This window comes from Bacillus thuringiensis, assembly GCF_022095615.2.
GTDB lineage: Bacteria > Bacillota > Bacilli > Bacillales > Bacillaceae_G > Bacillus_A > Bacillus_A cereus_AG.
Genome location: NZ_CP155559.1, coordinates 2,878,479 through 2,895,835, shown reverse-complemented (window position 1 = coordinate 2,895,835; position 17,357 = coordinate 2,878,479). Strand labels below are relative to the sequence as shown.

Genomic DNA, 17,357 nt, shown 5'->3' with positions numbered 1-17,357 from the left:
CGTTATTTTTTGTGGTGAAATGATTATTAGTCTATAGGAAAATGAAGAGTTCGCATTTGTGGTTCATTTTGTATACATGCTCCTACTATTTTAAATTGCATAAAATGTTATGCGAAATAATGGAGGGGATACGATGGATAATTCAAATTATTATGATTGGTATAGGCAAAATGATAAGCTGATTCGTGATATTGAGAAAGCGATAAATGGAGAGTTTAGTGCTATAAATTGCTATGCGAAATTAGCTAACATGGCTCCAAATGCGGCAGAACGAAATCAAATTCTTGAAATTCGTAATGATGAAATAAAGCATTTTCATCATTTTGTACAAATCTATACAAATTTAACAGGTCAGCAGCCTAAACCACAAATTACGGAAGAATGCCCGAATACGTACTTACAAGGATTAGAATTTGCAATACAAGATGAACAGAAGACAGTGGATTTTTATTTGGAAATTTCAGATGAGACATCGGATGCGCATATGAAAGAGTTATTACGCAGAATAGCTGCTGATGAACAAAATCATGCGGTGTGGTTTTTATATTATTTTGTGAAGACGAAGTAAATGTTTAAGGAATTAAAACCGTTTCACTAGTAGTGAGACGGTTTTTTGTGGAATACAAGCTGTAAAATATATATCTTGAAAGTGTAGTGGTTAATTTTGGTATATAATGTATAAAACGAAAATTAGTAAAAGAAGTAAGTATATGAAAGGAGAACGGCAATATGGAGAGAACTACAGTTCAAGAATATACAATTCGAACTGCTACTGAAGAGGAAAGCGATAGTATTATTACGCTATTAAAAGAAGTAGCACAGTGGCTACAATATAAAGAAGTAGATCAGTGGCAGTATCTGTTAGGCGGAGAGGCTACGGCTGAAATATTAGAAGGCATAAAAGAGAAATATACGTATGTTGTAATGAAAGAAGAGGAAATTGTTGGTACGGTTACGGTATCTCCTAAACAAAATGAATGGGATGAACGTATTTTTGGTAAAGAGGAAGTTTCTAATTCATTATATATTCATAGATTTGCGGTGAACCAGAAGTATAAGGGGAATGGAATTGGAAAATGGATTTTACGGTGGATAGAAGAGAATGTACAACATGACAAAGAGTTTTTGAAGCTAGATTGTGTGGGACATAATCGTACGTTGAATGATTTTTATAAGAAAAATGGTTTTGAATATGTTGGGAGTACAGAAGGAGTTAGTAAGTTTCAAAAGAGAAGGAGAATGTGAATGCATCCAATTAACGTAAGTTTAGTTGAAAAGTTAATACAGGAACAGTTTCCTGAATGGGCACATTTAGAAGTGAAACCTGTAAAGTTTAGTGGGCATGATAACAGAACGTTTCACTTAGGGGATGAGATGAGTATAAGATTACCAAGTGATGTAGCATATGCACCACAAGTAGAGAAAGAAAACAAATGGCTTCCGCTATTAAGCAAGGAACTTTCTTTACCAATTTCTTCTCCAATTGCGAAAGGGAATCCTTCTGCAGAATATCCGTGGCCTTGGTCTATTAATAAGTGGATAGAAGGAGAGACAGTTACGAAAGGAAATGTACGTGACTTAAATGAATTTGCGGCGAATTTAGGATCATTTCTAGTAGAATTGCAATTTATTGATGCGAGTAATGGGCCGATAGCCGGAGCACATAATTTTTACCGAGGTGGGCTTATGTCCGTATATGATGAAGAGGCGAGAGCTGCTATCGAAAATAATAAGGATGTTTTTGATGAAACAGTATTAAAGCATCTTTGGGATGTAGCACTTCAGTCAACGTGGGAGCGTAAGCCAGTTTGGATTCATGGGGATGTTGCCCCGGGGAATTTACTCGTTAAGGACGGAAAGCTTTGTGCCGTCATTGATTTTGGTATTTTAGGAGTAGGAGATCCGGCTTGTGATGCAGCGATGGCTTGGACATTTTTTGATGAAAATAGTAGAAACGTATTTAAAGAAATATTGCGCATAGATGAAGAAACGTGGAATCGAGCGAGAGGATGGGCGCTTTGGAAGGCGTTAATTACATATGATGCGAATAAGACTAGTAATAAAATAGTGGCAGAGGAATCGTATCGTGTGATTCAAGTGATTGTGGATGATTATGAGAGGTAGTAGAAACAGCCTATTTTAAAATAGGCTGTTTTTATATGATGAAATATTAGAAATGGAAAGAAGGAATCTAATGTAATTATACAGAATATTTAGATAATAGGAGGTGTCGAATTTTGAGTGAAATTGAATTAAAAAGGAATGTAATTAAGACAGGGAGTGAGAAGGGGATCATTTTTCGTTTTATACTCACTAGTCTAGTTGGGGTGTTTATGTTTTTCGTACCAGTTACGATAAACGGTGCTTCTTCCATTATGATTGATCATATCGTATCATGGATTAGGACTTCTGTTCCGAGCATAGTACCTTATTACGCTCTACTCGTTATGGTAGTGGGGGCGATTTATCCGTTTTATACGAAAAAATGGAATGCATCTATCGTAGATATTTGTTTTTCTATTTTAAAAGTAGTTGGTGTTGTCTTTGGTGTATTATATTGTTTGAAAGTAGGACCAGCTTGGTTCTTTGCACCAGATGTAGGGCCCTTTTTGTATGAAAAACTAGTCATATCGGTAAGTTTACTCGTTCCAATTGGCTCGGCTTTTTTAGCATTATTAGTCGGGTACGGATTACTTGAATTTATCGGTACGTTTTGCCGTCCGATTATGAGACCGTTATGGAAAACACCTGGACGATCAGCAATTGATGCGGTTGCTTCTTTCGTTGGAAGTTATTCGCTAGCGCTTCTCATTACTAACCGAGTTTATAAAGAAGGAAAGTATACGACAAAAGAAGCAGCCATTATCGCTACAGGGTTTTCTACAGTATCCGCAACATTTATGATCATCATCGCAAAAACATTAGATATTATGCATTTATGGAATGTTTATTTTTGGACTACTCTTGTTGTAACATTCATCGTAACCGCTATCACCGTAAGAATCCCGCCACTTAGTAGAAAACCAGATACATACGTAACGGAAGAAGGGTTTCCAGAGCCTGTTTATAAGGAGAAAATGTTAGAACGTGCTTGGGAAGATGCATTAGAAGTATCAAAAACTGCACCGAGCGTTATGAAAAATATCGCAGTGAACTTAAAAGACGGTTTCATTATGACGATGGGAATTTTACCATCGATTATGTCAGTAGGGTTACTCGGTATCGTATTGGCGAAGTTTACGCCAATATTTGATTGGATCAGTTATATTTTTTATCCTTTTACATGGGCTTTACAGCTTCCAGAAGCAGAACTAGCTGCTAAAGCGGCATCCGTTGGTATTGCTGAAATGTTTTTGCCATCATTATTAGTAGTAAGTGCACCGCTCGTGACAAAGTTTGTTATTGCGGTTGTTTCGGTCTCATCAATATTGTTTTTCTCAGCTTCCATTCCTTGTATATTATCGACAGATATTCCGTTAAAAGTATCGGAACTTATTATTCTGTATGTACAAAGAACGATCTTAACGTTACTTATTATTACGCCGATTGCTTATTTGTTGCTTTAAAGTGTTAAAAAGATAAAGCTATAACAAAAGAATCCTTCTGTAAAAGGAAGGATTCTTTTGTTTAAAAGCAGGGTACGCTAAGAAAATCAAATATCCCAAACGTGAAAATGTACAACTTTCATGTTTTTGGATACTTTTATTTATCTTTCGTATATGACGTAACGCTTCTTAAAAAGATTCCTAATCCTGCAAAAAAGAATCCTAAGCATAATAAGCTGCCTGGCGTTCCCCAAGTAATTTGATCTAGCATTTTTATCCCCTCCCGTTTATTATTATATAGTATTTATTAGGTATTTCCAGAATTTTCTTTTTGTAGATGCGATATTAATGATTATCAATGAGCCATCCTACCCTATATGGGATGTTTATATTCGAAGAAGAATTCATATGTTTGGTTCTAAGGAAGAGATGTTGAGTGAAATTGATTTAGGCTAAGTAAAGATAAAATGACATGAGAGTCGCTTTTTATAGAAGGGATTCTTTTAATTATATTCATTTATTCTTATAATTAATTTTTATTTCATATGATATAGTAATAACAAAGAGGGGGCTTACAAATGGAAATGATTCACGAAAGAGCAAAGTTACGATTAATGGATAGTGATGATGTCGAAACTTTGTTTTCGATTGTAGAAGGAAATCGGGATATTTGGGCGTATTTAATCTCTAAAATGGATAGTGTTCAAGAGATGCAGCAATATGTTCAAAAAGCGATACAAGGTTATGGAAAGGGAATGCAAATGCCTTTCGTTGTAGTGGATCAACAGACGAATATGATTGTAGGAAGTACACGTCTATATAATATTTCAGTGGAAGATAAAACAGTCGAGTTAGGGCAAACGTGGTATCATCCAAGTGTGCAACGTACGAGTATAAATACAGAGTGTAAGTATATGCTTCTCCAGTATGCTTTTGAAAAACTGCATATGCTGAGGGTGCAAATTAAGACGGATGCAAGAAATGAAAAAGCACAGCGAGCAATTGAAAGGTTAGGCGCAGTAAAAGAGGGTGTGCTTAGAAATGAAAGAAAGTTACCGAATGGTTATGTGAGAGATGCAGTTGTGTACAGTATTATCTCAAGTGAATGGCCAGGCGTAAAAGAACAATTGTTAGAAAAATTAGAGTTGTATAAAGAAAAGCTATAATTCGTGTTTTGAAAGGTATATTGTTCGTGATGCATGAAAAATATACCTTTTTTCTTACAAAATGCTACTTTATTTTAATTCCTTTTGTTTCATCGTTCCCTTCTGAGAAAAAATTCGTTACAATGTAGTTGTATGGTAATAAACTTATGAATTTAAAAAATGTAATGAAAACCGCAAATGAAAATGAATTGATAATCCTCAATTTTAAATGAAAACCCTTTTATACATAAATAACAAGTAAAGTTCCTTCTTTTAAATAAACTCAAACAAAATGATTTGATATAAATGTTTTTTTATAGAAGTATGGATGATGTACGGAGGCAATTACAAATGAAAGAATATAAGAAGAGTAAGAAAAGACGAATCTTTCAAGTATTTTTACTAATGATTTGTTCTGCTATTTTATATGTAAGTTATGCAGCTTACGATATTTGGAGTTATCGTTTTAAAACAGATGATAGCGTGAAAACGGATGCTGGTATCGTACTAGGAGCAGCTTCTTGGAACGGAAAACCATCTCCTGTATTTAAAGAAAGAATTAATCATGCGATTTCTTTATATAAGAACGGAAATATTAAAAAGATTATTTTTACAGGTGGTACAAAGTTCGAGGCAGAGCTTGAGGAAGCGCGTACTGCAAGAGTATATGCAATGAAACAAGGTGTAAAAGAGGAAGATATTTTAATTGAAACAAAGTCCCTTTTCACTGAAGAAAATTTAAAAAATGCGAAGGAAGTTGGAATAGAGAACGGAATACGCACATACACGATTGTAAGTGATCCACTTCATATGAAACGCGCAATGAGAATTGCAAAACATATTAATATTGAAGCGTATGCTTCACCAACGCCGACATCAGCATATAAAACGTTAGATACAGAAATTCCATTCTTCTTTAAAGAATTATTCTCGTACATTGGATATGTAACCTCTTTGCCATTAAAGGCATTGAAGGGAGACTAACATAAGAAAAGAACCTATCTTAAAATAGGAACTTTTCTTATTAGTCAAAAACATTGTATTTTTATCGGAATAGTGAAACAATAGAGAGGTAGCTTCATATAATCATAATGAAAAAGTGAGCGGTTGATGAATCGAACATAAAGGAGATTATAGTATGGCACTCTCATTTGTTGAAACAGAAGAACAATCTTTCATTATTGAACAAATAAATAAATTGATTCCGAAGTTCATGGAAAGAGAGCATCAATTAAGTGAATTAGGATCATTTCCGTATGAAAATATGAATGATTTGAAAGATATCGGATATACGAAATTAACGTTACCGAAGGAGTTTGGTGGTAGTGCAATTTCTTTATATGACTTCGTTTTATTTCAAGAGAAAATCGCGGAAGGCTGCGGAGCTACTGCATTATCGATTGGCTGGCATCTTGGTATTGTGAAAGAGCTAGCGGAAAATCGCTCTTGGAATGATGAGATGTTCAAATGGTTTTGCGAAGAAGTGCGTAATGGTGCGCTCTTTAACCGGGCAGCAACAGAGCCGAAAACAGGGAGTCCGACGCGTGGTGGTAAACCAGAAACAATAGCGGTTCAACAAGGCGAGAAGTGGGTTGTAAATGGAAGGAAAACTTTTACAACGATGGCGCCAATACTTGATTATTTTATTATTTCAGCGAGTATTGAAGGCCGGGAAGAAGTTGGTGAGTTTATCATTCCGAGAAATACGCTCGGTGTATCCATTGAAGAAACATGGGATAGCGTCGCGATGAGAGGGACTGCTAGTCACGACCTTGTCTTACAAAATGTAGAGATAGAAAACCGCTTTTTTACGGATGTGAAGGGCGGAAAAGTGAAACAAAAGGGTATTGGCTGGTTGCTACATATACCAGCATGTTATTTAGGAATTGCACAATCAGCAAGAAATTATGCAGTTCAGTTTGCGGGATCATACAAGCCAAATAGTTTAAATCATTCTATTAGTTTATTACCGAATGTTAGAAGATTAGTTGGAGAATTAGAACTCGAGCTTATGCAAGCTCGCGTCTTTTTATATCAAATTGCGAAAAAGTACGATGAAGCAGAAGATAAGCTTTCACTACAGGCAGAGCTAGCAGCAGTGAAATACGCCGTAACAAATGCGGCGATATCCATAGTTGATAAATCAATGCGCATCGTAGGAGCAAAAAGTTTATCAGAAAAAAATCCGCTGCATCGCTACTACTTAAACGTCAGAGCAGGACTACACAATCCGCCGATGGATGATGCAACATTATCTATATTAGCGGATGCGGCGTTTCAATCGTAATTTTTAAAGCTTACATTTTTTTGTTTATGGACAATATAGTTGTTTTGAAAGCACGGATTTGATTAGTAATCAAATCCGTGCTTTTTATTCGCTTGATATACTAGTTTAAAATGCAGCGTTTTAATATAAATAATCATTATGATTTTGTAAGTGTTCCTTGATGGAAAAACATTTGCCATTTTCCATCTATCAGTTTCCAAATGGAGCTTCGCAAAGTATTCTGCATTCTAGTTTCATCTCTTACACGATATGTCGCCAACACGGTACCTTCTGATAAAGAGTATATTTCAAAATTAGAAAGAGTCATTTCTCTCACGCTAAGTCCACTTCCACCAACAAAATCTTTCTTATACCAAACATTCCCCGAACTACCAAATTCAAAAAAATCGTCTGCAAGTAATTTGTCTAGTTCTTCTGGTGCTGTACGAGTTTTAGGTTCTAATAGCTTTTCCTCTAGTTCACATAAATGCTTTTTTAATTCAGAATGCTTTTTCACGTGATCAGCCCCATATATTAATTATTGTACAAAAACTAAACTGCTCTTTTTAACTAACGAAAAGGATTTTGACTAGTTAGATAATTGGTTGCGTATTATTATAATGCCAGTATAGAAGCGTTGTAAACATTTGTCGTATCTAATCCCAAATTAAAGGTCTTTCCAAGTTAACCATTCGTAAATATTGTAAAAATTGCCCTGCATGGACCGCATCATGATAGGCAATTCGTAATAGCATATCACCTAAATATCTTTGATAGCCAACATCGCTTCGATCAATAAGGGTTGAATCTAGCTCAGTTATACTTATGGATTGAACATATTCTATGAAGTCAGTAAAGTATGATTGTGCCAACTCAATCTCTTTTTTTACACAAGTAATTGGCTCGTCATTATACGGGATGTGTATGTCGTTTATTGAGCCGTTGTTTTTTAAAATCATATGATAATAAAAAGTTGAGCTCCATACATGACGAATCATCTCACCAAAGGACATCGCTTCATTATCAGGCTTCCAATTAAGAAATTTATCGGGAAGAGAATTCCATAATTTTTCTGAGCGCCTTCGGGTTTCTTTCAAATTTAATATACTAAGATCAATTGTATTCATAATACATTCTCCTTTACTATTTAACTTAAAATAATTGTATCAATTTAACAGTTAGGGTATCATCGAAATATGAATGTATATCCGAATATCTCATATATAGCTAAACTAATTGCTGAACCTACAAGAGCAATCATCTTAGATTGTTTAATGAATAATCAGGCACTACCTGCCAGTGAATTGGCTTATATGGCAAAAGTGTCACATCCAACGATTAGTTCTCATCTTTCTAAATTAGTAGAGGGGAATCTACTTACAGTTGAACAACATGGTAGACATCGTTACTATCGACTTGCTAATCAAGAGGTAGCAGAAGTTCTTGAAAAGTTAGGAACAATTGCACCCACAGTCCAAGTTCGGTCTTTAAAACAATCGGATCAACTAAAACAAATTCGTTATGCTCGGACTTGCTATGATCATCTTGCAGGCAGACTCGGTGTAGAGATAACTGAAAAATTACTACATAAGGAATTTATAATTTTAAAGGAAGGAGAATACATTGTAACGGAACAAGGTAAACAATGGTTTCTGAATTTTGGGATAAATGTTGAAACGGCAAATATAAAGAGGAGGATATTTGCAAAACCTTGTCTTGATTGGAGTGAACGACGCTACCATATTTCTGGTTGGTTAGGATCTGCGATAGCAAAACTGTTTTTTGAACAAGAATGGATTACAAAAACGGATAAAACTCGAGCCGTCCATCTTACAAAAAAAGGTATGAAGTTATTGAAAGACCAATTAGGCATTGACATGGAAAATAAAAAAGTCCATCAAAATGCAGTGCCTCCTGTCGAGTAAACAGTATGAAATAACCTGAGTTCTATATTTATATAGACTCAGGTTATTTAAATTGTTTAAAAGTCTTTGATGATATTTGCGCACGGCAACTTTAGCCTCATTCGCTTTACGGAAAGACGCTAAATGAAAACAAAGTAGTAGAAGCAACTCTATTAAATTAGTAATCATATTCATTGGAAATTATGCGTAAGAATATAGTAAATGAAGGGAGATATAAAATGAATAAAGTGAAGCTGAAAGTATTAAATGTAAGATATGTAGTGATATGTATTTTATTCACGATTATATGTATCCTCACTTCATTCTTCATTTCTAGTAATTCAAACGTATTTAAATCGTATTATATTAATCAGTTATTGGGAACGAATTCTACTAAAGGTCTTATGTACATGATAGGAAGTGAAAATCGTTATTTTGCAGAAGAATTTCATAAAGAAAAAGGACGAGCGTCTCTGGAATCTTTTTTACTTTCACTTTCTACAAACATTAATGTAAATGATCTCCGAAGTTTATTAACTCGAGAACTTCCTAATATGAATCAATTTTATTCGGAAATATTGATTGCTGGGGAAGGAACAGATTATACGAACATTCCTGAAGAATCCAGTATTCCTTTAGAGAATATTAAAGATAAAGGATCTGCTATTGAACGCCCAAAGAGTGGGAAAGAAAACAATTCTACTGGTGAAAATTCAAATACACAAAATAACGGTGAAAATAAGGTTTTTATTTATCATACACATAGTTGGGAGTCGTTTATTCCTCTAATTCCAGGTGCCGCTATACCCGATGATGCTTCTAGTACAAATAATGAAGTAAATATTACGTTTGTTGGAAATTATTTAAAACAAAAGTTAGAAGAAAAAGGAATCGGTGTTTCACATGATACGACAAATATGAGGGATTTTCTGCGAAATAAAAATTTAAATTGGGCCCAATCTTACAAAGGGTCCCGTCAAATATTACAAGATAAATTAACACAAGATAAAAATATTATGTTTCCAATGGACCTTCATAGGGACGATGCGCGAAAAAATACTACAACAAAAAATATTAACGGAAAGAATTATGCTCGGCTCTATTTTATTTTAGGACGAGAAAATCCTAACTATGAAAAAAATAAAAAAATAGTAACAGCAATAAATTCATATTTAGACGAGAAGTATTACGGTTTAAGCCGAGGGATTTTTATTAAAGATCGTAAAAGCGGTAACGGAGTATATAATCAAGATCTATCTCCAAATGCATTACTTATTGAAATGGGAGGGGTAGATAATACACCAGAAGAATTATATGCTTCCGTTGACGCGTTAGTAGAAGCATTTAGCCACTATTATAATGAAGTAACTAAGAAAAATAACTAAATATATAGGGGAAACCTAGTGTTTTTGTAAAATAAAAAGGAGTAACACCTAGTCTGAAGTTCTAGGAGGTTACTCTTTTTTATAGAATTATCAATTTAAAAAATCTTTCTTTTCATTCTTCTTTTTATAGTTTTAAAGGAGAAAGCTAGGTTTCTTATTTTTACTAATGTTATAATAAGAAAAAAGCACGAAAAGAGGTCATCTCATGCTAGAGGTTATTGCAACATGTTTAGAAGATGTAAAACGAATTGAACGAGCTGGCGGGAAGCGAATTGAATTAATTTCATCTTATACAGAAGGCGGTTTAACGCCGAGTTATGCATTTATTAAAAAAGCGGTAGAAGCAGTACATATACCGATTCACGTTATGATTCGTCCGCATGCGAAGTCTTTTACATATACGGAAGAAGAAATTGAAATGATGAAAGAAGATATTGTAGTTGCTCAGAAATTAGGAGTAGCTGGTGTGGTATTAGGTGTATTAAATGAACGAAATGAAGTGGATGAAGAGAAACTAGCGGATTTATTATCTGTGGTAGAGGGGATAAATGTCACATATCACCGAGCAATAGACGACACAGAAAGTCCAGTAGAAGCGATGAGAACTTTAAAGAAGTTTCATAAAGTGACTCACGTCTTAACTTCAGGTGGGCAAGGAAATATAGTTGATAATATTCCGATGCTTACAGAAATGCAAAAGGTAAGCGATGGTCAAATTCAACTTGTAGCTGGAGCTGGCGTGACGAAAGAAAATATAAAGCGATTGCTAGATGAAACTGGAATTTCGCAAGCTCATGTCGGTACAGCGGTAAGAGAAGGGAAATCATGTTTTGCTGAAATTGATCCTAATTTAGTACAGGAATTAGTTCAAATCATACAATAAACACGTAAGAAAGAGGAGAAACGATGAAGGAAAATACGAAGAAAGAATTATTCTCATGGGCTAAAACGATAGGATTTACCCTTGTATTAATCGCTATTATTCGCGGTGTCTTATTTACACCGTCGTTAGTACAAGGTGAATCGATGATGCCCACTTTAGAAAATAACGAACGAGTTCTTGTGAATAAGATTGGTTATAGTATAAGTGGATTAGAACGCTTTGATATTATCGTCTTCCACGGAAAAGAAGGATACGATTTAGTAAAAAGAGTAATTGGTTTACCAGGCGATACAGTTGAGTATAAAAACGATGTGTTATATGTAAACGGAAAAGCGATGGAAGAACCATATTTAAAAGAGTTTAAAGAAAAAGCAGCAGGTCGTGTATTAACTCCAGACTTTACGTTAGAACAAATCACAGGAAAAACGAAAGTGCCAGAAGGCCAAGTGTTTGTTTTAGGAGATAATCGTGAAGTTTCTAAAGACGGTCGTATGTTCGGATTTATTTCAGAAGATGAGATTGTCGGAAAAGGACAAGCTGTTTTTTGGCCGTTGAAACAAGTAAGAGCGTTATAAAGAAAAAGTATGGGAGAAATATTCTTCCATACTTTTTTGTCTTATTTATTTAAATGTTTGGCTTGGCTATAACTTGAACTTTTGAAAGAGAACCATCATTATTTTTAAAATTGATCTTGTATTCACCCTCAGGAAGCCAATCACTCCAATTTATACTAAATTCACTTATTGCTTGTTCCCAAGGTTTTAAAGTTCCATCAATCATCCAAGAATCTTTAGCGTTATATAAAGTGTAACGAAGAGGAGAATCGCCTATATTTTTTACAAGAACGCTTAAGTCATCCCCATGAGAGTAGTTAAAGCCAGAAATACTTGATCCGAAAAAATGAATTTCTTCGTTCGCTATTTTATGATGTTGTGCAACTTTAGCGGTTGAATGAGTATCTTCATTTGTCGCAAAAATCACATTATAACCTATACAAAAAGATAACATAATGGCAGGAATCACTAGCAGTTTTTTCAAAAGAAACACTCCTCACATTTTATTGTACATATACCATAATAAATCAAATGGTTCGAAAGGATTATAGTCTAATATAAAAATTTACAGATGTATGTAATTATTTATGCTTATTTTAAATTACTGACAAAATATATCGGATTATGTGCTTGAAAAAAATATTGATAGAATTGAAAGAATATTTTATAATTTTAAATTATATGTTTGTTTCGAAAAACGGAATTCAAGTTCCGCATTTCGGAACGAGAGGGAGATAGAATGAGTATAAATAAAACGGCAGTTAAGACAATGGATATTTTAGAGTTGTTTTATGAGTATGAAGAGCTAAGTTTAACAGAGATGGTTCAGCTTACGAGTATGCCGAAAACATCTGTTTATCGTTTAATTGGCTCGTTAGAAGAAATGGAGTTCTTACAAAAAAACGAGAAGGGGAAATATCGTTTAGGGGTCATATTTTTACGGTTCGGTCAACTTGTTTCACAAAGATTATCAGTAAGGAATATTGCGATTCCATATATGAAAGGGCTTAGAGATAGTTTAGGCCAGGCAGTTAATTTAATTATTCAAGATGGTAATGACGCGATTTATGCGGAAAAGATGGAAGGCGTTCAGCCTGTACGCGTGTATACGGCAGTTGGAAGAAGAGCACCACTTTATGCGGGTGCATGTCCGAGAATTTTACTATCATATTTCTCTGAGGAAGAGAAACGGAAATACATAGAGGAAACAGATTTAAAACAGTTTGCAGATGGAACAATTGTGGATAAGGAACAATTGCTAGAAGTGTTGCAATTGGCGAAAAAGGAAGGACATACAATTAGCTACTCGGAGTTAGAAAATCATACAGCGGCTATAGCAGCACCCATTTTCACAAGCGATGGAACGGTTGTAGCGGGTATTAGTATTTCGGGATTAGCAATTGAGTACAGCGAAAGTAATATTTCATATTTTATCGCGAAGGTGAAAGAAACAGCGAATCGCATTTCGAAAGAACTCGGCTTTTTGGCATAGAAAGAGGGAGTGGGATGAAATTTTCTGCGTTAGGGGATCAAGCAATTATTGTTACATTTGGTGAAGAAATCGGGATGGATGTATACGGAAAAGTACAACGACTATTTCAAGCGTTGCAGCAACATCCATTTGCAGGAATGATTGAATGCGTTCCGTCGTTTACTTCATTAGCCGTTTACTACAATTTATATGAAGTATGGAAAGGAAATGATAGAAAGATAAGACCGTATGATTACGTATGCGAATACATAACAGGAATGTTCGATACGTATAAGGAGGAGTTGAAACGAGATGTGAAACATATTTCTATACCAGTTTGTTACGGAGGAGAATATGGACCTGATTTAGAAGAGCTCGCACATTATCACGGTTTGCAAGTAGAAGATGTCATTCGCATACATAGTGAAACAACATATTTTGTGTATATGTTAGGTTTTACACCAGGGTTCCCGTATTTAGGAGGACTATCAAAAGAACTAGAAACACCTAGAAAAGAAATACCGCGGTTACAAATCTCTCCTGGTTCAGTAGGTATTGGCGGAAATCAAACAGGTATTTATCCGCTTGAAACACCGGGTGGATGGAATATTATTGGTCGAACACCAATCTCCTTATTTAATCCGGAAGAAGAAACACCAACGTATATCCAAAGCGGTATGTATTTACGATTTATCCCAATAACGAAGGAAGAGTACGTATCACTTGAGGGGGCTAAAGGATGGATGTAGAGGTTTTGCATGCAGGTATGTTTACAACAGTCCAAGATTTAGGGCGATCTCATTATCAGCAATACGGTGTACCTGTTGGCGGGGCTATGGATCAAAGTGCACTTCGGATAATCAATATGTTAGTTGGTAATGACGAGAATGAAGCGGGACTCGAAATGACGATCATGGGGCCTAAATTGTTAATAAAGAAAACGACGTTACTTGCGATTGGCGGTGCGGATATGGAACCGTTATTGAATGGAGAACGTATCCCGTTATGGCGTCCCATTTTAGCGGAAGAAGGTAGCATGCTTTGTTTTGGGAAAGTGAAAAGTGGTTGCAGAACGTATGTAACATTTGCAGGTGGTATACATATTGATCGTACGATGGGAAGCAAAAGTACTTACATACGTGCTGCGATTGGTGGTATTGAAGGAAGAATGCTGAAAAAAGGAGATTATTTTCAAATAGGTACCCACTCAGAAATAGCGAGTCGTTTCATTCAAGACTTACAAAAGGATGAGCGAATCAAAACGAAATGGGCAATTAGCAGCAGCATACTGCCAAAGTATAAGAAATACCCTAAGCTTCGCGTCATAACTGATTTTGAATATGATCAATTTACAGAAGAAAGTATACAGGCATTTTTTATGAAAGAGTATAAAGTATCTAATCACGCTGACCGCATGGGCTATAGAGTTGAAGGAGAAGTTTTAAATAGAGTGGAAGAAAAAGAGATTTTATCGAGTCCCGTTACGTTTGGGACCATTCAAGTTCCTAATGGAGGACAGCCGATTATATTAATGGCAGATAGGCAAACGACAGGTGGCTATCCGAGAATGGGGAATATTATTTCAGTAGATTTACCACTTCTTGCTCAGTTAAAACCGGGGGAATATGTTTCTTTTGAGAAAATTACGCTTGGAGAAGCGGAACAATTGTACATAGAACAAGAAGTAAATATGAATCTATTAAAGAAATTCATCGCTTTACGAAGCTGACACTAGGAGGGAAATATCGTGACGACAATCGATTTAAACTGTGATTTGGGAGAAAGTTTTGGAGCTTATAAAATGGGGAATGATGATGAAATTCTTCCGTTCGTTTCCTCTATAAATGTTGCTTGCGGTTTTCATGCGGGTGATCCGGTTGTAATGAGGCAAACGGTTGGAAAAGCTCTGCAGCACAATGTAGCAATAGGCGCACATCCTGGTTTTCCAGATTTAATTGGATTTGGAAGAAGAAATATGAATGTGTCAGCGAGTGAAGTATACGATTATGTATTGTATCAAATTGGCGCATTAGACGCATTTGTGAAAGCGGCAGGCGGGAAAATGCAACATGTAAAGCCGCACGGTGCTCTATATAATATGGCGGCGACTAATCTGGAAATTGCAGATGCAATCGCAAAGGCAATGTATCGTATTAATCCAAGTCTATTACTTTACGGATTAGCAAATAGCGAGGCATTTATACAGGCTGCAGAAAAATACAATATAACTCTCGTACAAGAAGCTTTTGCAGATCGTACGTATAAGCAAGGTGGAACATTAACGAGCCGGACAGAAGAGAATGCACTTATAAAAAATGAAGACGAAGCGATAAAGCAAGTGCTTCAAATGGTGAAAGAAGGCTATGTAAGAGCGGTGAGCGGAGAGAAAGTAGCAGTTCACGCACAGACGATTTGTTTACATGGTGATGGAGAGAAAGCAGTCCAATTTGCGAAAAAAATATACAGAACATTCGAAATTAATGGTATTTCTATTTGTGCACCGAAATGAAAAATGAGGGGAAGTGCTAGAAATGATTAAATTAATCGGGATATTACTTGTTGCAGTGGGTTTTTTATTTAGGCTAAATACACTGTTAGTCGTTATGGTCGCTGGTATTGTTACTGGTATGGTTTCAGGATTAAGTTTTTATGATGTGATCAGTATGTTCGGTAAATTTTTCATAGAAAACAGATATATGTCTATGCCGATTATATTAACTTTACCGGTAATCGGAATTTTAGAGCGTTACGGTTTAAAAGAAAGAGCAGAAGCACTTATAACGAAATCAAAAGGCGCAACAACTGGAAGAGTATTAATGTCGTATTTTACGATAAGAGAATCATCAGCAGCACTTGGACTGAATATTGGTGGTCATGCACAAACAGTAAGACCGCTCGTTGCACCGATGGCAGAAGGGGCTGCGCAAGGCAAATACGGTAAGCTCCCTGAAAAGTTAAGAGAAAAGATTAAAGCAAACGCAGCAGCTGCGGAAAATACAGCTTGGTTTTTCGGAGAAGATATTTTTATCGCAACTGGTGCGATTTTATTAATGAAAGGATTCTTTGATTCAGTAGGTATGCATGTCGGTGTGTGGGATATGGCGCTCTGGGGTATTCCAACCGCAATATCTGCACTTATTGTAAGCTGGATCAGATTTAGAAGATTTGATAAATATATAGCGAAAACAATGGAATCAAAAGAAAAAGAAGAGAAGGAGGCAATATAAAATGAACATTATCACAATGGATACAATTTATTACGTATTAGGTATAATCGTTGCCTTTATCGCTGTTCGTATTGCATTTGATCGTGAACATCCAAATCGATTTGGTTCTAGCTTATTTTGGGCGTTATTTGCAGTTACATTTTTATTTGGAAATGTAATCCCTTCGTTTTACGTTGGTTGTATCGTACTCGCTATGGTCGTGTTAGCTTCAGTAAACAAAGTAACAAAATCAGAGGAGAAAGAAGTTCCAGTACAAGAACGTGTGAAACATGCTGAGAAATTGAAAAATAAAATTTTTATGCCTGCACTATTAATTCCTATTTTTACGATTATCGGTACATTAACGTTAGGGAAAATCAAATGGGGAAATGTCTCACTTGTTGATCCAGATAAAGTAACGCTAGTAGCATTAGCACTAGGAGCATTACTTGCGTTCGTTGCGGCGATGCGTATTACAAAGTCGAAAATAACAACGCCTGTTCAAGAAGGAAGCAGACTATTACAAGCTGTCGGCTGGGCTGTAATTTTACCACAAATGTTAGCTGCACTTGGCGGGATTTTCGCGAAATCTGGCGTTGGACAAGTCGTTTCTGATTTAGTTGGACAAGTGTTACCGACAGAATATCCGTTCGTTGCTGTTATGGCATATTGTTTAGGAATGATGCTATTTACAGTCGTGATGGGAAATGCTTTCGCAGCGTTTGCCGTAATTACTGGCGGAATTGGCTTACCTCTAATTGTACAAATGCACGGCGGGAACCCAGCAATTATGGCAGCTCTCGGTATGTTTGCTGGATATTGCGGAACGCTGCTTACACCAATGGCAGCAAACTTTAATATCGTTCCAGCAATGCTTTTAGAATTGAAAGATAAAAATGCCGTTATTAAGGCTCAAGTACCAATTGCTCTTTCCATTTTCATTATCAATATGTTTATTATGTACGGCCTAGTATATCGTTTCTAATTAGGAGGGGAAA

20 protein-coding genes are annotated in these 17,357 nt (G+C 35.7%); 17 read left to right on the top strand and 3 right to left on the bottom strand.

All coding sequences use genetic code 11. The annotated features are described in order from the left end of the window. Positions 1-133: 133 nt before the first annotated feature. The 7 genes from KZZ19_RS15070 (at position 134) to KZZ19_RS15040 (ending at position 6,977) form a co-directional block, all read left to right on the top strand. Positions 134-568, top strand: coding sequence for a ferritin-like domain-containing protein (locus KZZ19_RS15070; RefSeq protein WP_088096888.1), 435 nt, complete (start codon positions 134-136; stop codon positions 566-568). Positions 569-729: 161 nt separating this feature from the next. Beyond that, positions 730-1,245 (top strand): GNAT family N-acetyltransferase, encoded by a 516-nt coding sequence (locus KZZ19_RS15065; RefSeq protein ID WP_237980026.1) that lies wholly within the window; start codon positions 730-732, stop codon positions 1,243-1,245. Beyond that, positions 1,246-2,124, top strand: coding sequence for an aminoglycoside phosphotransferase family protein (locus KZZ19_RS15060; protein ID WP_237980028.1), 879 nt, complete (start codon positions 1,246-1,248; stop codon positions 2,122-2,124). A gap of 113 nt (positions 2,125-2,237) precedes the next feature. After that, positions 2,238-3,566, top strand: a complete 1,329-nt coding sequence (locus KZZ19_RS15055) for a YjiH family protein (RefSeq protein WP_237980029.1) — start codon at positions 2,238-2,240, stop codon at positions 3,564-3,566. 557 nt (positions 3,567-4,123) lie between these two features. Continuing rightward, positions 4,124-4,711 carry a GNAT family N-acetyltransferase gene (locus tag KZZ19_RS15050; protein ID WP_237980030.1) on the top strand — a complete coding sequence of 196 codons (588 nt, stop codon included), beginning with the start codon at positions 4,124-4,126 and terminating at the stop codon, positions 4,709-4,711. A gap of 330 nt (positions 4,712-5,041) precedes the next feature. After that, entirely contained in the window at positions 5,042-5,674 is a 633-nt protein-coding gene (locus KZZ19_RS15045) for a YdcF family protein (RefSeq protein WP_237980031.1), read from the top strand. A 154-nt stretch (positions 5,675-5,828) separates the two neighbouring features. Beyond that, a complete protein-coding gene (locus KZZ19_RS15040; protein ID WP_237980032.1) occupies positions 5,829-6,977 on the top strand; it encodes an acyl-CoA dehydrogenase family protein in 1,149 nt (382 codons plus the stop codon). A gap of 136 nt (positions 6,978-7,113) precedes the next feature. On the opposite strand, the gene KZZ19_RS15035 is transcribed toward KZZ19_RS15040, so the two are convergent. Together KZZ19_RS15035 and KZZ19_RS15030 are read right to left on the bottom strand one after the other, a co-directional pair. Further along, entirely contained in the window at positions 7,114-7,473 is a 360-nt protein-coding gene (locus KZZ19_RS15035; RefSeq protein WP_237980033.1) for a DUF4440 domain-containing protein, read from the bottom strand. Positions 7,474-7,612: 139 nt separating this feature from the next. Then, complete coding sequence (locus tag KZZ19_RS15030; protein WP_226545226.1) at positions 7,613-8,083, bottom strand: DinB family protein; 471 nt, start codon at positions 8,081-8,083, stop codon at positions 7,613-7,615. 69 nt (positions 8,084-8,152) lie between these two features. On the opposite strand from KZZ19_RS15030, the gene KZZ19_RS15025 reads away from it, so the two are divergent. The 4 genes from KZZ19_RS15025 to lepB all read left to right on the top strand — a co-directional run bounded on the left by KZZ19_RS15025 (position 8,153) and on the right by lepB (position 11,703). Next, positions 8,153-8,881 (top strand): ArsR/SmtB family transcription factor, encoded by a 729-nt coding sequence (locus KZZ19_RS15025; protein WP_237980034.1) that lies wholly within the window; start codon positions 8,153-8,155, stop codon positions 8,879-8,881. A gap of 218 nt (positions 8,882-9,099) precedes the next feature. Beyond that, positions 9,100-10,245 carry a stage II sporulation protein P gene (locus KZZ19_RS15020; protein ID WP_237980035.1) on the top strand — a complete coding sequence of 382 codons (1,146 nt, stop codon included), beginning with the start codon at positions 9,100-9,102 and terminating at the stop codon, positions 10,243-10,245. Between the two features lie 205 nt (positions 10,246-10,450). After that, positions 10,451-11,128, top strand: a complete 678-nt coding sequence (locus KZZ19_RS15015; protein WP_088096877.1) for a copper homeostasis protein CutC — start codon at positions 10,451-10,453, stop codon at positions 11,126-11,128. A gap of 23 nt (positions 11,129-11,151) precedes the next feature. Beyond that, on the top strand, positions 11,152-11,703 hold the full coding sequence (lepB, locus tag KZZ19_RS15010; protein WP_000662493.1) for a signal peptidase I: 552 nt from the start codon (positions 11,152-11,154) through the stop codon (positions 11,701-11,703). Positions 11,704-11,752: 49 nt separating this feature from the next. Here the strand turns inward: lepB and KZZ19_RS15005 are convergent, their stop codons facing one another. Next, complete coding sequence (locus tag KZZ19_RS15005) at positions 11,753-12,166, bottom strand: hypothetical protein (RefSeq protein WP_237980036.1); 414 nt, start codon at positions 12,164-12,166, stop codon at positions 11,753-11,755. 255 nt (positions 12,167-12,421) lie between these two features. Here KZZ19_RS15005 and KZZ19_RS15000 point away from each other — a divergent pair, with 255 nt between their 5' ends. Genes KZZ19_RS15000 through KZZ19_RS14975 form a run of 6 tightly spaced genes read left to right on the top strand, consistent with a single transcriptional unit; the run spans position 12,422 to position 17,344 of the window. Continuing rightward, positions 12,422-13,174, top strand: a complete 753-nt coding sequence (locus KZZ19_RS15000; protein ID WP_237980037.1) for an IclR family transcriptional regulator — start codon at positions 12,422-12,424, stop codon at positions 13,172-13,174. A gap of 14 nt (positions 13,175-13,188) precedes the next feature. Beyond that, a complete protein-coding gene (gene pxpB, locus KZZ19_RS14995) occupies positions 13,189-13,902 on the top strand; it encodes a 5-oxoprolinase subunit PxpB (protein WP_237980038.1) in 714 nt (237 codons plus the stop codon). Next, the gene (locus KZZ19_RS14990; RefSeq protein WP_237980040.1) at positions 13,893-14,882 is read left to right on the top strand and encodes a biotin-dependent carboxyltransferase family protein; all 990 of its coding nucleotides are present in this window, start codon (positions 13,893-13,895) and stop codon (positions 14,880-14,882) included. Before pxpB ends, KZZ19_RS14990 begins: the two co-directional genes overlap by 10 nt. A gap of 18 nt (positions 14,883-14,900) precedes the next feature. Next, on the top strand, positions 14,901-15,662 hold the full coding sequence (gene pxpA, locus KZZ19_RS14985; protein WP_237980042.1) for a 5-oxoprolinase subunit PxpA: 762 nt from the start codon (positions 14,901-14,903) through the stop codon (positions 15,660-15,662). Positions 15,663-15,684: 22 nt separating this feature from the next. Beyond that, positions 15,685-16,380 (top strand): DUF969 domain-containing protein, encoded by a 696-nt coding sequence (locus tag KZZ19_RS14980; RefSeq protein WP_060631398.1) that lies wholly within the window; start codon positions 15,685-15,687, stop codon positions 16,378-16,380. 1 nt (position 16,381) lies between these two features. Then, on the top strand, positions 16,382-17,344 hold the full coding sequence (locus tag KZZ19_RS14975) for a DUF979 domain-containing protein (RefSeq protein ID WP_237980043.1): 963 nt from the start codon (positions 16,382-16,384) through the stop codon (positions 17,342-17,344). Positions 17,345-17,357: the final 13 nt, after the last annotated feature.

Coding starts and splice junctions, on each gene's coding strand:
- KZZ19_RS15070 (WP_088096888.1), top strand. CDS start 134: ATGGATAATTCAAATTATTATGATTGGTATAGGCAAAATGATAAGCTG.
- KZZ19_RS15065 (WP_237980026.1), top strand. CDS start 730: ATGGAGAGAACTACAGTTCAAGAATATACAATTCGAACTGCTACTGAA.
- KZZ19_RS15060 (WP_237980028.1), top strand. CDS start 1,246: ATGCATCCAATTAACGTAAGTTTAGTTGAAAAGTTAATACAGGAACAG.
- KZZ19_RS15050 (WP_237980030.1), top strand. CDS start 4,124: ATGGAAATGATTCACGAAAGAGCAAAGTTACGATTAATGGATAGTGAT.
- KZZ19_RS15045 (WP_237980031.1), top strand. CDS start 5,042: ATGAAAGAATATAAGAAGAGTAAGAAAAGACGAATCTTTCAAGTATTT.
- KZZ19_RS15040 (WP_237980032.1), top strand. CDS start 5,829: ATGGCACTCTCATTTGTTGAAACAGAAGAACAATCTTTCATTATTGAA.
- KZZ19_RS15030 (WP_226545226.1), bottom strand. CDS start 8,083: ATGAATACAATTGATCTTAGTATATTAAATTTGAAAGAAACCCGAAGG.
- KZZ19_RS15025 (WP_237980034.1), top strand. CDS start 8,153: ATGAATGTATATCCGAATATCTCATATATAGCTAAACTAATTGCTGAA.
- KZZ19_RS15020 (WP_237980035.1), top strand. CDS start 9,100: ATGAATAAAGTGAAGCTGAAAGTATTAAATGTAAGATATGTAGTGATA.
- KZZ19_RS15015 (WP_088096877.1), top strand. CDS start 10,451: ATGCTAGAGGTTATTGCAACATGTTTAGAAGATGTAAAACGAATTGAA.
- lepB (WP_000662493.1), top strand. CDS start 11,152: ATGAAGGAAAATACGAAGAAAGAATTATTCTCATGGGCTAAAACGATA.
- KZZ19_RS15000 (WP_237980037.1), top strand. CDS start 12,422: ATGAGTATAAATAAAACGGCAGTTAAGACAATGGATATTTTAGAGTTG.
- pxpB (WP_237980038.1), top strand. CDS start 13,189: ATGAAATTTTCTGCGTTAGGGGATCAAGCAATTATTGTTACATTTGGT.
- KZZ19_RS14990 (WP_237980040.1), top strand. CDS start 13,893: ATGGATGTAGAGGTTTTGCATGCAGGTATGTTTACAACAGTCCAAGAT.
- KZZ19_RS14980 (WP_060631398.1), top strand. CDS start 15,685: ATGATTAAATTAATCGGGATATTACTTGTTGCAGTGGGTTTTTTATTT.
- KZZ19_RS14975 (WP_237980043.1), top strand. CDS start 16,382: ATGAACATTATCACAATGGATACAATTTATTACGTATTAGGTATAATC.